This window comes from Sphingomonas sp. P2_B6 (assembly GCF_056404755.1).
The window spans coordinates 74,544-88,372 of record NZ_JBFUDK010000013.1 but is presented as its reverse complement, the minus strand read 5'-3'; the positions used below and the strand labels follow the sequence as shown (position 1 = coordinate 88,372).

At 67.5% G+C, this 13,829-nt stretch carries 12 protein-coding genes; 10 read left to right on the top strand and 2 right to left on the bottom strand.

The features are described 5' to 3' along the window. Window positions 1-80 precede the first annotated feature (80 nt). From AC1DX5_RS17670 to AC1DX5_RS17645, 6 genes are read left to right on the top strand one after another with little or no spacing between them, the layout of a single operon-like run. Window positions 81-701 (top strand): CerR family C-terminal domain-containing protein, encoded by a 621-nt coding sequence (locus AC1DX5_RS17670; RefSeq protein WP_465174322.1) that lies wholly within the window; start codon window positions 81-83, stop codon window positions 699-701. Next, window positions 698-1,705 carry an HlyD family secretion protein gene (locus AC1DX5_RS17665; RefSeq protein ID WP_478016547.1) on the top strand — a complete coding sequence of 336 codons (1,008 nt, stop codon included), beginning with the start codon at window positions 698-700 and terminating at the stop codon, window positions 1,703-1,705. The genes AC1DX5_RS17670 and AC1DX5_RS17665 overlap by 4 nt, the downstream gene beginning before the upstream one ends. A 4-nt stretch (window positions 1,706-1,709) precedes the next feature. Beyond that, window positions 1,710-3,440, top strand: a complete 1,731-nt coding sequence (locus tag AC1DX5_RS17660) for an ATP-binding cassette domain-containing protein (RefSeq protein WP_478016546.1) — start codon at window positions 1,710-1,712, stop codon at window positions 3,438-3,440. After that, window positions 3,437-4,570, top strand: a complete 1,134-nt coding sequence (locus AC1DX5_RS17655) for an ABC transporter permease (RefSeq protein WP_478016545.1) — start codon at window positions 3,437-3,439, stop codon at window positions 4,568-4,570. Before AC1DX5_RS17660 ends, AC1DX5_RS17655 begins: the two co-directional genes overlap by 4 nt. Then, window positions 4,570-5,673, top strand: a complete 1,104-nt coding sequence (locus AC1DX5_RS17650; RefSeq protein WP_478016544.1) for an ABC transporter permease — start codon at window positions 4,570-4,572, stop codon at window positions 5,671-5,673. Before AC1DX5_RS17655 ends, AC1DX5_RS17650 begins: the two co-directional genes overlap by 1 nt. A 5-nt stretch (window positions 5,674-5,678) precedes the next feature. Further along, window positions 5,679-7,076: an efflux transporter outer membrane subunit gene (locus AC1DX5_RS17645; protein ID WP_478016543.1), complete on the top strand. Its 1,398-nt coding sequence runs from the start codon at window positions 5,679-5,681 to the stop codon at window positions 7,074-7,076. Here AC1DX5_RS17645 and AC1DX5_RS17640 read toward each other — a convergent pair. Next, window positions 7,073-8,662, bottom strand: coding sequence for a DHA2 family efflux MFS transporter permease subunit (locus AC1DX5_RS17640; RefSeq protein WP_478016542.1), 1,590 nt, complete (start codon window positions 8,660-8,662; stop codon window positions 7,073-7,075). The genes AC1DX5_RS17645 and AC1DX5_RS17640 overlap by 4 nt on opposite strands. Window positions 8,663-8,735: 73 nt before the next feature. Here AC1DX5_RS17640 and AC1DX5_RS17635 point away from each other — a divergent pair, with 73 nt between their 5' ends. Genes AC1DX5_RS17635 through AC1DX5_RS17625 form a run of 3 tightly spaced genes read left to right on the top strand, consistent with a single transcriptional unit; the run spans window position 8,736 to window position 10,878 of the window. After that, entirely contained in the window at window positions 8,736-9,329 is a 594-nt protein-coding gene (locus AC1DX5_RS17635) for a TetR/AcrR family transcriptional regulator (protein WP_478016541.1), read from the top strand. After that, window positions 9,326-9,772: a PaaI family thioesterase gene (locus AC1DX5_RS17630; protein WP_478016540.1), complete on the top strand. Its 447-nt coding sequence runs from the start codon at window positions 9,326-9,328 to the stop codon at window positions 9,770-9,772. The genes AC1DX5_RS17635 and AC1DX5_RS17630 overlap by 4 nt, the downstream gene beginning before the upstream one ends. Next, window positions 9,769-10,878 carry an HlyD family secretion protein gene (locus tag AC1DX5_RS17625; protein WP_478016539.1) on the top strand — a complete coding sequence of 370 codons (1,110 nt, stop codon included), beginning with the start codon at window positions 9,769-9,771 and terminating at the stop codon, window positions 10,876-10,878. Before AC1DX5_RS17630 ends, AC1DX5_RS17625 begins: the two co-directional genes overlap by 4 nt. Window positions 10,879-11,004: 126 nt before the next feature. Here AC1DX5_RS17625 and AC1DX5_RS17620 read toward each other — a convergent pair whose 3' ends face one another. Beyond that, window positions 11,005-12,153, bottom strand: a complete 1,149-nt coding sequence (locus tag AC1DX5_RS17620; protein ID WP_478016538.1) for an isovaleryl-CoA dehydrogenase — start codon at window positions 12,151-12,153, stop codon at window positions 11,005-11,007. 114 nt (window positions 12,154-12,267) lie between these two features. Here AC1DX5_RS17620 and AC1DX5_RS17615 point away from each other — a divergent pair, with 114 nt between their 5' ends. Then, window positions 12,268-13,704 (top strand): amino acid permease, encoded by a 1,437-nt coding sequence (locus AC1DX5_RS17615; protein ID WP_478016537.1) that lies wholly within the window; start codon window positions 12,268-12,270, stop codon window positions 13,702-13,704. Window positions 13,705-13,829 lie beyond the last annotated feature (125 nt).

Here is a 13,829-nt window from a genome sequence, read left to right as displayed (position 1 = left end):
GCGGCAGCTTGGTGAACCGGCATGGCGGTATCAAGCAGCGCCGGTTGCACTGTTCGATCGAACGAACTAAAAGCTGAGTCGTGAAAAGCGAACCTCTTCTCGACACTGCCATCGAGCAGTTCGGCCGGCTCGGCTTCGAAGGAGCCAGTACCCGCCAGATCGCCAAGGCGTCGGGCGCTGCGATGTCCTCGATCACCTATCATTTCGGCGGCAAGGAAGGGCTGTACCTCGCCGCGGCCGAGCGGATCGCGTCGGGCATTTCGGAAATGCAGGCACCGTTGTTCGCGGCGGCGCGCGCGGCGGCGATCGAGTCGCGCGAGCAGGCGGTCGACTGGCTGCTGCGGCTGATCGACGGCTTTGCCCAGATGATGCTGCGCCCGGAAACGGAACTCTGGGCGCGCTTCATCATCCGCGAGCAGCTCGACCCGACCGAGGCGTTCGACCGCCTCTATCGCGGCGCGATGGAGCCCCTGGCCGAGACGTTCGTCGCCTTGCTCGGGCGTATCCGCACCGATCTGGACCAGAAGGACGTGCGCGCGCTGGCGCTCTTGTTCTTCGGCCAGGCGCTGGTGCTGCGCGCCGGCCGCGCCTCGGTCTGCCGGGTCATGGGTATCGACCGGATCGACGAGGCAACCGCCACCCTGTTGCGCGCGCGCTTGCGCGCGAATGTGCACTGCATCCTGATGGAGACGCTGGCATGAACCGCCGCATCATCGTGTTGATCGTCGTGGCCCTGGGCCTGATTGTCGCGGCCGTCGCCACCCGTGGCTTCGGCCTGTTTCCGCGCGCGGGCGACGGCGAGCTGACCCTGCACGGCAATGTCGATATCCGCGAGGTCGACATGGCGTTCCGCGTCGGCGGACGGATCAGCGGAATCGCGGTCGAGGAGGGCGCCAAGGTCAAGCAGGGCCAGACGCTTGCCGTCCTCGATACGGCGACGCTCGACAGCCGGATCGGCCAGGCCGATGCGCAACTCGCCCAGGCGCAGGCGCAACTCGCCAAGCTGCGCAACGGCAATCGCAGCCAGGATATCGCGCAGGCGCGCGCCCGTGTCGCCGCGGCGCAGGCCGTGGTGGAGAATAGCGAGCGCGACTATCGCCGCCGCGAGCCGCTGGTCGGCCCCGGCGCGATCAGCCGCGACGTGTGGGACCAGACGGTGGCGGATCGCGACCGGGCCCGCGCTCAGCTTGCCGAGGCACAGCAGGGTCTGTCGCTGCTGAATGCCGGCACCCGGCCCGAGGACATCCAGGCGGCGAGGGCGCAAGTCCAGGCAGCGGCCGAGGCGCGGCGCAATGCGGCGACCGACCTGTCCGACACGCGGCTCATCGCGGCATCGCCCGGCACGGTCGTCACGCGCGCCCGCGAGCCCGGCGCGATCGTCCAGCCGGGCGAGACGGTGCTGACGCTGTCGATCGACCGGCCGCTGCGCGTGCGCGCCTATGTCGACGAATCCGCGCTGAGCCGGATCAGCCCCGGCATGGCGGTGCAGGTGACGGCGGACGGCAACCCCAAAACCTATCGCGGCACGATCGGCTATATCTCGCCACGCTCCGAATTCACGCCGAAGTCAGTCGAGACCGAGAGCCTTCGGACCGACCTGGTCTATCGCCTGCGCGTCATCGTGACCGATCCCGACGATGCGTTGCGGCAGGGCCAGCCGGTGACCGTGCGCGTGCCCGGCGCCCGCCCGGCGCACCGGAACTAGGCGGGTGGCCGATGCCGTCGCCAGCGTCGAGGGCCTGGTCAAACGCTTCGGCGCCGGCCAGCCAGCGCTCGACGGCGTCAGGCTGTCGATCGTGCCGGGGCGGCTGACCGGGCTGGTCGGGCCGGACGGCGCGGGCAAGACCACGCTGATCCGCATCCTCGCCGGGCTGATGGCGCCGACTGAGGGCAAGGTGGAGCTGCTTGGCAAGGCGCCGGCCGATGCGCTGGACGACCTCGGTTACATGCCGCAACGCTTCGGCCTGTACGAAGACCTCACGGTGATCGAGAACCTGACGCTCTATGCGCGGGTCCGCGGGCTTCCCGAGGAAGAGCACCGCGCGACGTTCGACCGGCTGCTCGATTTCACCGATCTCAGGCGATTCCAGGACCGGCTCGCCGGCAAGTTGTCAGGCGGCATGAAGCAGAAGCTGGGCCTTGCCTGCGCGCTGGTGCGCACGCCCAGGGTACTGCTGCTCGACGAACCCAGCGTCGGCGTCGATCCGGTGTCGCGGCGCGAGCTCTGGTCGATGGTCGGCGACCTGACGGGCGAGGGCATCGGCGTGCTCTGGTCGACCGCCTATCTCGACGAGGCCGAGAAATGCGACTGGGTCTATCTGCTCAGCGAAGGCAAGTTGCTGTTCGAGGGCCCACCCGCCGAACTGACCGGCAAAGTGAAGGACCGGGTGATCCGGGTGACCGGGTTCGACGAACGGCGGCGGCAGTTCCTCACCCATGCGCTCGACCGCGACGATGTGATCGACGGATCGATTCAGGGCCGGTCGGTGCGGCTGCTGCTCGCCAGCGATGTGCCGGTGCCCGATGCGGCGGCGTTCGAGGCCGGGTCGAAGGTCAGGGTCGAGCAGGCCGAGCCGCGTTTCGAGGACGGGTTCATCGAAATCCTGGGCGGCGGGCCGCCGGGCACGAGCGCGCTGGCCCATGCCTATCGCACGATCGAGCAGACCGAGACGCCGGCGATCGAGGCGAAGGGGCTGACCAAACGCTTCGGCGACTTCACTGCGGCGCGCGACATCAGCTTCGAGATTCCACGGGGGCAGATCTTCGGGCTGCTCGGGCCGAACGGCGCGGGCAAATCCACCACGTTCAAGATGCTGTGCGGACTGCTGACCCCGAGCAGCGGGACCGGATCGGTAGCGGGCAACGACCTGCGCTCGGCCCGGGCGGATGCGCGCGCCTCGCTCGGCTATATGGCGCAGAAATTCTCGCTCTATGGCGATCTCAGCGTCCGGCAGAATCTCGATTTCTTCTCCGGTGCCTATGATCTCGACCGGGCGCGGGCGAAGCGCGCGATCGACGAGATGATCCATATCTTCGCGCTCGGCGAGCATATCGACGAGAATGCGGCGCTGCTGCCGCTCGGCATCAAGCAGCGCCTCGCGCTTGCCTGCGCTGTGATGCACGAGCCGCCGGTGCTGTTCCTTGACGAGCCGACCTCCGGCGTGGATCCGGTGGCGCGGCGCGAATTCTGGACTCATATCAACGGGCTGGTCGAAAAGGGCGTGACCGTGCTCGTCACCACGCATTTCATGGACGAAGCCGAATATTGCGACCGGGTGACCTTGATCTACCGCTCGGAGCAGATCGCCACCGGCACGCCCGATGCGCTGAAGGCCGATGCGGCGAAGATCGCGGGCGTCGACGATCCGACGATGGAGGACGCCTTCATCGCGCTGATCGAGCAGTCGGATCGCGACCGGGACACGGCGGAAGCGGCATGAGCGGCATTCGTTTCGACCGTCGCCGCCTGGCGGCGCTGGTGCGCAAGGAAGGCGCGCAGATCCTGCGCGATCCTTCGACCTTCCTGATCGCCTTCGTCCTGCCGCTGATCCTGCTGTTCCTGTTCGGCTATGCGGTGTCGCTGGATACGCCGCGCACGCGGATCGCGCTCGTGCTGGAGGACAGCAGTGCGCCGGCGCTCGGCCTTGCCCAGGCCTATCAGAATTCGCCCTATTTCGACGTGACCACGGCGCGGTCGGTGGCGGCGGTGCGCGGCATGATGGTGGGCGGCCAGGTCCGCGCGATCATCGTCATCCCGCAGGATTTCGGCAAGGGCGCGACCCGGGGCAAGGTGCCGCCGATCCAGATCATCACCGACGGATCGCAGCCCAACACCGCCAATTTCTCGGCCGCTTATGGCGAGGGCGTGCGCGCGAGCTGGGCCGCGGCCGAGGGACTGGACGGCGGAGGACGCCAGGCGACCCCGCCGATCAGCGTCAACCCGCGCTACTGGTACAATCCCGGCCTGCGCAGCCGCTTCTTCCTCGTTCCCGGCTCGATCGCGATCGTCATGACGATGATCGGCACCCTGCTGACGGCGCTGGTCGTCGCGCGCGAATGGGAACGCGGCACGATGGAGGCGATGATGGCCACGCCGATCAGCATGGTCGAGTTCATCGCGAGCAAGGTCATCCCCTATTTCCTGCTTGGCCTCGCCTCGATGGCGCTGTGCAGCGTCATTGCGGTCGTCGCCTTCGGGGTGCCGTTCCGCGGATCGGTGTTCGCGCTGTTCGCGATCGCCGCGGCGTTCCTGATGCCGGCATTGGGGCTTGGCCTGTTCATCTCGTCCGCGACGAAGAATCAGTTCGTGGCGAGCCAGGTCGCGTTGCTCACGGCGTTCCTGCCGACCTTCCTGCTGTCGGGCTTCCTGTTCGAGATCGGGTCGATGCCGTGGCCGATCCGCATGATCACCTATGCGGTGCCGGCGCGCTATCTGATCCCGTCGCTCCAGACGGTGTTCCTGGCGGGCGATCTATGGGGGCTGATCCTGCCCAATATCGCGATCATGCTTGGTTTCGGCGCGTTCTTCTTCTTCCTCAGCTTCCGGGCCACCCGCAGGAGTCTCGACTGATGCGGCGGCTTCGGGCGATGATCGTCAAGGAGATCTGGGCGGTGCTGCGCGACCCCAAGTCGCGCGTCGTGCTGGTGGTGCCGCCGTTGCTCCAGCTCTTCATCTTCACCTTCGCGACCACGCTCGAGGTGCGCAATGTCGATATCGGCATTCTCGACCGGAGCAGCGGCGCACACAGCGCGGAGATCGTGTCGCGCATCGCGGGCAGCCCGAACTTTCAGGAAATCCGCCGACTGGAATCGCCCGAAGCGCTGGAAAAGGCGATCGACCGGCAAGACGTGATCGCCGCGGTGGTAATCGACGAGGATTTCGACCGCGCGGTGACGGCGCACCGGCCGGCGACGATCGGGGTGGTGCTCGATGGCCGCCGGTCGAACGCGGCACAGATCGTGTCGGGTTATCTCTCGCAGATTGCCGGGAGCGTCGGCGCCGACCTTTCGCCGAACATCCGTGGCGATGCCACCGGCGGCAGCGTCGTGACCAACTGGTACAACCCGTCGCTCGATTATATCTGGTTCACCCTGCCGTCGCTGATCGCGATCATCACCTCGGTGGCGGGGCTCGCCGTCACCTCGCAGACCGTGGCGCGCGAGCGCGAGCTGGGCACGTTCGACCAGCTGATGGTCTCGCCACTACGCGTGCACGAGGTGCTGATCGGCAAGATGGTCCCGCCGATGCTGGTCGGGCTGTTCAACGGCACGCTGTATCTGATCGTCGCGCCCTTGGTGTTCGGCGTGCCCTTCACTGGATCGCTGATCCTCTTCTACCTCTCGCTGGTCGCGTACATGCTGGCGTTGATCGGGATCGGCATGCTGGTCTCGGCGGCGTCGGCGACGCAGCAACAGGCGTTTCTCGGGTCCTTTCTGGTGACGACGCCGCTGATCCTGTTGTCGGGCTATGCCAGCCCGATCGACAACATGCCGGGCTGGCTGCAGGTCGTGACCTATGCCGATCCCGCCCGCTATTTCCTCGTCATCGTCCAGGGACTGTTCCTCAAGGCGATGCCCGCGGCGGCAGTGTTCCACCAGCTCTGGCCGCTGATCCTCATCGCCTGCCTGACCCTGAGCGCGGCCGCCTGGCTGTTCCGCGCGCGCATGGAGTGATCCCGATGTCTCGTTTCCTTGCCGTACTGTTCGCAAGCGCGGTACTGGCCGGCTGCACCGTCGGGCCGGACTACAAGCGGCCCTCGACGCCGGGCGACACCGCGAACTGGGTCGAGGCCGGCACGCCCGGTGCGGTCGATCTGGCATGGTGGAACCGCTTCGGGGATGCGCAGCTTTCGGCGCTGGTCGCGCGCGCGGTCGAGAGCAGCCCGGATCTGGCGGAGGCCGAGGCGCGGCTGGCCGAGGCGCGCGCCAACCGCGATGCGGTGGCGGGCACGCGCCTGCCGTCCGTAACGGCCAAGGGATCGGCGACCGAGAATGTGCTGAGCCGGAACGGGCAATTGCCGATCGGGCAGATTCCGGGATTCCAGCGCGAGTTCCGGCTGTTCGACGGTGGCTTCGATGCGAGCTGGGAGATCGACCTGTGGGGCCGCCAGGTGCGGCAGGGCGAAGCGGCGGCGGCGCGCGAGGATGCGGCACTGTTCGCGCGGCGTGACGTGATGCTGTCGCTGATCGCCGAGGTGGCGCGCAATTATCTCGACCTCCGCAATGCGCAGGCCGTGGTCGCCACGACCAAGGCGACGGCGGAGGCGGATGCCGATCTCGCGCGGCTGACCCGGTTGCGCTTCGCGGCGGGCGAGGCCTCGCGGCTCGATGTCGAGACCGCGGATGGCGCTGCGCGGGCCAGCGCGGCGGCGGTGCCCGATGCCGAGGCAAGCGCGACGGCGGCGGCCTATCGAATCGCTGTGCTGGTCGGGTCGACGCCCGAAGATGTCGGCAAGATGCTGCGCGCGCCCGCGCCGCTGCCGGCCAGCCCTGACGAGATACTGGTCGGGCTTCGTTCGGAATTGCTCGAACGTCGCCCGGACGTGCGCCGTGCCGAGCGCGAGCTCGTCGCCGCCACCGCTGACATCGGCGTCGCCACCGCTGACCTGTTCCCGCGCTTCAGCCTGTTCGGCAGCCTCGGCCAGCAGGCGCGCAATCCCGGCGACCTGTTCTCCAGCAACAGCACGCGGCTTCAGATCGGGCCGAGCATCTCCTGGCCGATCTTCTCGGGCGGCACGATCCGCGCGCAGATTCGCGCTGCCGATGCGCGCGGGCAGGGCGCTGCCGCGCGCTACGAAAAGGCCGTGCTGGGCGCGCTGTCGGACAGCGAGACGGCGATCAACCGCTTCCTGAATGCGCGGATCGCAGCGCAGGAAGCGGGCGCAGCGCTGGAGCGCGAACGGGCGGCATTCTCCTTGTCCGAGCGGCGCGTGGCGAGCGGCGAGGACGACCGACTGGCACTGGCGCGCGGGCGCAAGGCAGTGCTGGTAGCGGAACGGCGCGAGAGCGATGCCGCGGCGCGCAAGGCGCAGGCAGCGGTAGCGCTGTTCAAGGCGCTGGGCGGTGGCTGGAGCTAGTGCGCGTCCACCGGTGCCGGGCTCGCCTGTTTCGGCGGGCGGCAGAACGGTACCATCACCAGCGCGGCGATGAATAGCCAGGCCATGATGCGGAACACGTCGTTGAACGCCAGGGTCAGCGCCTCGCGGCCGACGACGCGGCCCATCACGGCCTCCGCCATCAGCAGCGCACGAGCGGGATCGGGTGTCATCTGCTGCATCATCCGCGCGAGGTCGCCGAGCGTGTCGGTCGCGATCCGTGACGAGGCGCCGAGCGACTCGCTGATGCGCAACGCGTGGAGGCGCGTCATGTCCTGCAGCCAGGTGGTGACCAGCGCGATGCCGATCGCGCCGCCGAGGTTGCGCATCAGGTTGAACAGGCCCGAGGCGTAGCGCAGTTCCGGCCCGGCAAAGCCGTTGAGCGCGAGGCCGACGCTCGGGACGATGCACAGCATGATCGCGAAGCTGCGCACTGCCTGCGGCACGAGCAGGGCAGCGAAGCCCCAGTCGGGCGTCATATAGGAAAAGAGCCACAGCCCCGCCGCGAACAGACCGAGGCCGAAAGTGATGACGATGCGCTGGTCGACGCGCTGCGACAGCGCCGCGGCGATGGGCACGCCGCAAAGCTGGACCAGACCGGCGACGAACACGGTGGTGCCGATCTCGTTCGCATTGTAGCCGCGCACCCGGCCGAGGAAGAGTGGGACCAGATAGGTGCCGGCATAGAGGCCGAAGCCGATTACCAGGTTGAACACGCAGGCGAAGACGAAGGTCGGCTTGCGGAAAGGCGAGAGCTTCACGATCGGACTGCTCGAGCGGAAGGACCGTTCGAGGAACAGCAGGAAAGCGATGAACGCCACCCAGGCGGCCGCGGCAATGCCGGTGTCGCCGAACCAGTCGTTTTTCGGGCCTTCCTCCAACACATATTCGAGGCCGGCGAGGAACACCGCCATCGCAGCGAGATGGACCCAGTCGATCCGTTTGAGCATCGACAGGTCGGCGCGGTCGACCCTGATGACCGAGAGGGCGAGGATGGTGACGAGCGTGCCGGGCAGCACGTTGACATAGAACACCCAGCGCCAGCCCGCCGCATCGGTGATCCACCCGCCGAGCGTCGGCCCGAGCGTCGGCGCGAGGACGGAGACCATGCCGAGGATCGCGGGGATCATCGCGCGCTGCTTGCCCTCGAACATGGCAAAGCCGGTGGCGAACACCGTCGGGATCATCGCGCCGCCGACGAAGCCTTGCAGTGCGCGAAAGGCGATCATCGATTCGATGCTCCAGGCGAGGCCGCACAGCGCGCTCGCCACGGTGAACAGGCCGGCGGAAAGCGCGAACAGCCAGCGGGTCGACATCGACTGGGCAAGGAAGGCAGCAAAGGGAATCATCACCAGCTCCGCCATCAGATAGGCGGTCTGGACCCAGCTGATCTCGTCCGGTCCGGCAGACAGGCCGGCCTGCACTTCGTTGAGCGAAGCGGCGACGATCTGGATGTCGATCAGCGCCATGAACTGGCCGAACGCCATCACCCCGAAGATCAGGAATTTCCGCGCATCGGGCAGCGCCATGGGATCGATCGGCGCACCGACGGCAGGGGTGGATGACATCGGTACTTGTCCTTGGGCTTGCCCCTGGCGGTCTTTATATTATATGCGTCATATAAAGGAGATCGACAAGGCCATGCGCTACGACAGCGATCACAAGAGCGAGACCAGGCGCCGCGTGCTCAAGGAAGCGGCGCGGGAAATCCGCGCCAAGGGCCCGGGCGGCGTCGCCGTTGCCGGCATCATGGCGCGGGCGGGGCTCACTCATGGCGGTTTCTACGCGCATTTTGAATCGAAGGACGCGCTGATCGCGGCGGCGATCGAGGAGATGTTCGAGAGCGCGGGCCGCCGCTTCGGCGTGACTAATGCCGAAGGCGATCCGCAAGTCGCGCTGATGACTTATGTCAATTTCTATCTGTCGCCCGAGCATCGCGATGCCCGCGAATATGGCTGTCCGCTGCCGGCGCTGTCCGGCGATCTGGCGCGGCTCGATCCGGAAGCGCGGGTGCGCTTCGGGCAGGGCGTGGCGGGTCTGACCGGGCGGTTGGCGGTGTTGCTGGGCGCGCACGGCGCCGTCGATCCGGAGAGCGCGGCGGCATCGATGCTGGCGGAAATGGTCGGCGCGGTGAGTCTGTCCCGCGCGGTGGCCGACCCTGCGCAATCGGATGCGATCCTGACGCGGGCACGGCGATCGGTGATCGAGCGCTTCGGGCTGGAGAAGGCGCAATGACCGACATTGGCGATCGTGCCGCGATGAGCGGTATCGAACAGTTGCGCGCGATACTCGACACGAGCCGTCAGCCGCCGATCGGCGAGACGATGGGCTTCTCGCTGATCGAGGTCGAGGAGGGCCGCGCCGTGTTCGAGGGCAATCCCGATCACCGGGTCTATAACCCGATCGGTAGTGTCCATGGCGGCTATGCCGCGACCCTGCTCGATTCCGCCTGCGGCATCGCGGTGCATTCGAAGCTGGCGCCGGGGCAGGGCTATACGACGCTCGAGCTGAAGATTTCCTATGTGCGCGGCATGACGGTCGATACCGGCGTGGTGCGTGCCGAAGGGACGGTGATCAGCATGGGGCGCCGGGTGGCCTTTGCCGAGGCGAAGCTCACAGATGCGGCGGGTCGTATCCTTGCGACCGCCACCTCCACCTTGCTGGTGATCTCGTCATGAACATGGCCGCGACCATCGATATGCCGGTCGAGGCGAAGCCGCGCCGCAGGATCAGCCGCAACCCGCTGATCGCCGCGGCGATCGCCCTCCTGATCGCGGTGGCCGGTGTGGCCTGGCTGCTTTCGCCGCGCACGGTGGAGAGCACCGACAATGCCTATCTCAAGGCCGACAGCAGTTCGGTCGCGCCCAAGGTCGGCGGTCTCGTGTCGGCGGTGCTGGTGCGCGACAACCAGGCCGTGAAGGCTGGCGATCCGCTGGTGCAGATCGACGCACAGGAATTCGACGCGAAGCTGGCGGCGGCGCAGGCGGCGGTGGCGGATGCCGATGCGGGTGTCGCCACCGCGCGGGCTGCGCTGGCGGGGCTTGGCGCTGATGAAGGCCTTGCTGCCGCGCAGATCCGTGCGGCGCAGACCTCGATCCAGTCGGCCGATGCCGAATATAGCCGTGCCGCCGCCGACCGCGTCCGCTTCGAGGCGCTGGTGGCGCAGGGCTTCGCCACGCGGCGCGACATGGAGCGAGTCCGCGCCACCGCGATCGGTGCCCAGTCGGCGCGAGCGCGCGTGCTGGCCGATCGCGACGTGACGAGCGAACAGGCCGCGGTGACTCATGCCCGCCGCCCGGTGCTGCTGGCGCAACTCGCGCAGGCCGAGGCCGCCGCCCTGCGCGCGCGAGCCGCGCTCGAGCTGGCGCGGCAGGATCAGGGTCATACCGTCATCCGCGCGCCGGTCGATGGCGTGGTGGGCAATCGGCAGGTCCAGACCGGCGACTTCGTTCAGCCTGGCTCGCGGATGCTGACATTGGTGCCCTCTCAGGCGCTCTATGTGGTCGCGAACTTCAAGGAGACTCAGACCCGGGCGATGCTTCCCGGCCAGGCCGCGACGATCAGGGTCGATGCGCTAGATGGGGATCGCCTGACCGGCAAGGTCGAGAGCTTTGCGCCGGGATCGGGATCGGAATTCACCCTGCTGCCGTTCGAACCGGGATCGGGCAATTTCACCAAGATCGTCCAGCGGGTGCCGGTGCGGATCAGGCTCGATCCGGGTCAGCCGGCGGTGGCGCGCTTGCGGCCGGGGCTGTCGGTGACCGCGAAGGTGAGCTTGCGGTAACTTCCGCGACCCATTCCAACTCCATCGTCACCCCGGACTCGTTCCGGGGTCCATCTCTCCTCTCGCGACGGCAGTGCTTGTTGCACGATGGATGCCGGAACAAGTCCGGCATGACGGAGGAAGTGGTCAAGCCCCGATCAGTTCCCGCCCGATCAGCATGCGCCGGATCTCGTTCGTCCCGGCACCGATATCGAGCAGCTTGGCATCGCGCAGGAAGCGTTCGACCGGCCAGTCCTTGGTATAGCCCGCGCCGCCCAGCGCCTGGACCGCCTCGCCCGCGACGCGGAAGGCGTTCTCGCTCGCCAGCAGGATCGCGCCGGCCGCGTCGAAGCGGGTGGTCCTGCCGCTGTCGCACGCCCGGGCCACCGCATAGACATAGGCGCGGGCCGAGTTGAGCGCGACGTACATGTCCGCGACCTTGGCCTGCATCAGCTGGAACGCGCCGATCGGCTTGCCGAACTGCTTGCGCTCGCGGATGTAGGGAATGACCACGTCCAGACAGGCCTGCATGATGCCGAGCTGGATGCCGGCGAGCACGGTGCGCTCATAATCGAGGCCCGACATCAGCACGCCGACGCCGCCATTGAGCGGGCCCATGATATTCTCTTCGGGCACTTCGCAGTCGTTGAAGACGAGCTCGGCGGTGGGAGAGCCGCGCATGCCCATCTTGTCGATCTTCTGGCCGATCGAGAAACCGGGCATGTCCTTTTCGATCAGGAACGTGGTGATGCCGCGGCTGCCGTCACCGGTCTTGGCATAGACGACCAGCGTGTCGGCATAGGCCGCATTGGTGATCCAGAACTTCGTGCCGTTGAGCACATAGCCGCCCTGCACCTCGTCGGCGCGCAGCTTCATCGAGACGACGTCGGAGCCGGCCCCCGCCTCGGACATGGCGAGGCTGCCGACATGCTCGCCCGAAACCAGCTTGGGCAGGTATTTCGCCTTCTGCTCGGGATTGCCCCAGCGGCGGATCTGGTTGACGCAGAGGTTGGAATGGGCGCCGTAGGAAAGGCCGATCGAGGCCGAGGCACGGCTGACTTCCTCGCAGGCGATGACATGCTCGAGATAACCGAGCCCGAGACCGCCATATTCCTCCTCGACGGTGATGCCGTGCAGGCCGAGCTCGCCCATGGCGGGCCACAGCTCCCTGGGGAACCAGTCCTCGGCATCGATCTTCGCGGCCAGCGGCGCGATCTTCTCGCTGGCGAAGCGCTGCGTCACGTCGCGGATCATGTCCGCATTCTCGCCAAGGGCGAAGTCCAGCGTCATGTCCATACTCGTCTCTCCTGAAACCTGTTGGCTGGCGCTGTAGCGCCCCGCAATCGCCCGCGCCAGCATTGCACCGGTGCGGCGAACACGCCTAGGCTTGCGAAAAATGCGGGGAACGAGATGCGCAGCCTGTTCAGATTGAAGACGATCGTCGCGGCGGAGGACCAGCCGGAACCGCATCGCATGGCGCGGACACTTTCCTGGCCGCATCTGGTCGCGATGGGCGTCGGCGCGATCGTCGGCACCGGCATCCTCACCCTGATCGGCGTCGGCGCGGATCGCGCCGGTCCCGCGGTATTGCTCAGCTTCGCCGTTGCCGGCGCGATCTGCGCCTGCGCCGCGCTCTGCTATGCCGAGATGGCGACGATGATCCCGGCCTCGGGCAGCGCGTACACTTATAGCTATGCGGTGCTGGGCGAGATCCTCGCCTGGTTCGTGGGGTGGAGCCTGATCCTGGAATATTCGCTGGTCGTATCGACCGTCGCCGTCGGCTGGTCGGGTTATGCGGTCGGGTTCCTGAAGGGGCTGGGCATCATCCTGCCCGACTGGATGACGCACGGGCCGACTCTGATGACGGAAGGCGGCATGCATCTCACCAATACGGGCATCAACGTGCCGGCGATCCTGATCATCGCGGTGGTCGCGGGGCTGCTGATGCTCGGCACGCGGGAGAGCGCGCGGATCAACAGCGCGCTGGTGATCCTGAAGATCGCGACGCTGACCCTGTTCGTCGCGGTGGCGCTGCCGCATTTCGATCCGGCCAATCTCCACCCGTTCGCGCCGAGCGGCTTCGGCAGCGTGCCGGACGATCACGGCGTGAAATATGGCGTGATGGGCGCCGCGGCGATCATCTTCTTCGCTTTTTACGGCTTCGACGCGATCTCGACCGCGGCGGAGGAAGCGAAGAATCCCGAGCGCGACCTGGCGATCGGCATCGTCGGGTCGATGCTGGCCTGCACGCTGATCTATATCGTCGTCGCGGCGGCGGCGGTCGGGGCGGTGCACTATACCGTCTTCTCGAAAAGCGCCGAGCCGCTGGCGCTGATCCTGCGCGAGCTGGGCAGCGGCGGCGTGGCGACGGTGGTCGCGGCTGCGGCGGCGATCGCCCTGCCGACGGTGCTGCTGGCGTTCCTGTACGGGCAGAGCCGCATCTTCCTGGTGATGGCGCGCGACGGCTTCCTGCCGCCCTCGCTGGCCGCGATTTCGAAGCGTGGGACGCCGGCGCGGATCACGGCGGTGACGGCGGTGTTCGTGGCGATCCTGGCGGGGCTGCTGCCGCTCGACGTGATCGCGTCGCTCGCCAATGCCGGGACGCTGGTGGCCTTTGTCGCGGTGGCGGCGTGCGTGCTGGTGTTGCGGCGGCGCAGCCCCGATGCGCGGCGGCCGTTCCGGACGCCGTTCGCCTGGGTGGTGGCGCCGGGCGCGATCCTCGGATGCTGCTATCTGTTCATGAGCCTGCAGCATGTGACCCAGATGTCGTTCCTGGTGTGGAACGGGATCGGGCTGCTGGTGTATTTCCTCTACGCGCGGGCTCGGGCGGTGGAGGGGCTGCGTTAACGACCATCGTCATGCCGGACTTGTTCCGGCATCCATTCATCCGCGAGCGCTGTCGCTACTGATACGCGAGCCATCGCCAAGAGGAGGGATGGACCCCGGAACACGTCCGGGGTGACGGTGTGGTT

What these genes read in the sequence shown, in the direction of transcription:
- AC1DX5_RS17625 (WP_478016539.1), top strand. Translation starts at nt 9,769, where the DNA reads ATGAACATGGCCGCGACCATCGATATGCCGGTCGAGGCGAAGCCGCGC.
- AC1DX5_RS17615 (WP_478016537.1), top strand. Translation starts at nt 12,268, where the DNA reads ATGCGCAGCCTGTTCAGATTGAAGACGATCGTCGCGGCGGAGGACCAG.
- AC1DX5_RS17640 (WP_478016542.1), bottom strand. Translation starts at nt 8,662, where the DNA reads ATGTCATCCACCCCTGCCGTCGGTGCGCCGATCGATCCCATGGCGCTG.
- AC1DX5_RS17655 (WP_478016545.1), top strand. Translation starts at nt 3,437, where the DNA reads ATGAGCGGCATTCGTTTCGACCGTCGCCGCCTGGCGGCGCTGGTGCGC.
- AC1DX5_RS17635 (WP_478016541.1), top strand. Translation starts at nt 8,736, where the DNA reads ATGCGCTACGACAGCGATCACAAGAGCGAGACCAGGCGCCGCGTGCTC.
- AC1DX5_RS17650 (WP_478016544.1), top strand. Translation starts at nt 4,570, where the DNA reads ATGCGGCGGCTTCGGGCGATGATCGTCAAGGAGATCTGGGCGGTGCTG.
- AC1DX5_RS17630 (WP_478016540.1), top strand. Translation starts at nt 9,326, where the DNA reads ATGACCGACATTGGCGATCGTGCCGCGATGAGCGGTATCGAACAGTTG.
- AC1DX5_RS17645 (WP_478016543.1), top strand. Translation starts at nt 5,679, where the DNA reads ATGTCTCGTTTCCTTGCCGTACTGTTCGCAAGCGCGGTACTGGCCGGC.
- AC1DX5_RS17665 (WP_478016547.1), top strand. Translation starts at nt 698, where the DNA reads ATGAACCGCCGCATCATCGTGTTGATCGTCGTGGCCCTGGGCCTGATT.
- AC1DX5_RS17620 (WP_478016538.1), bottom strand. Translation starts at nt 12,153, where the DNA reads ATGGACATGACGCTGGACTTCGCCCTTGGCGAGAATGCGGACATGATC.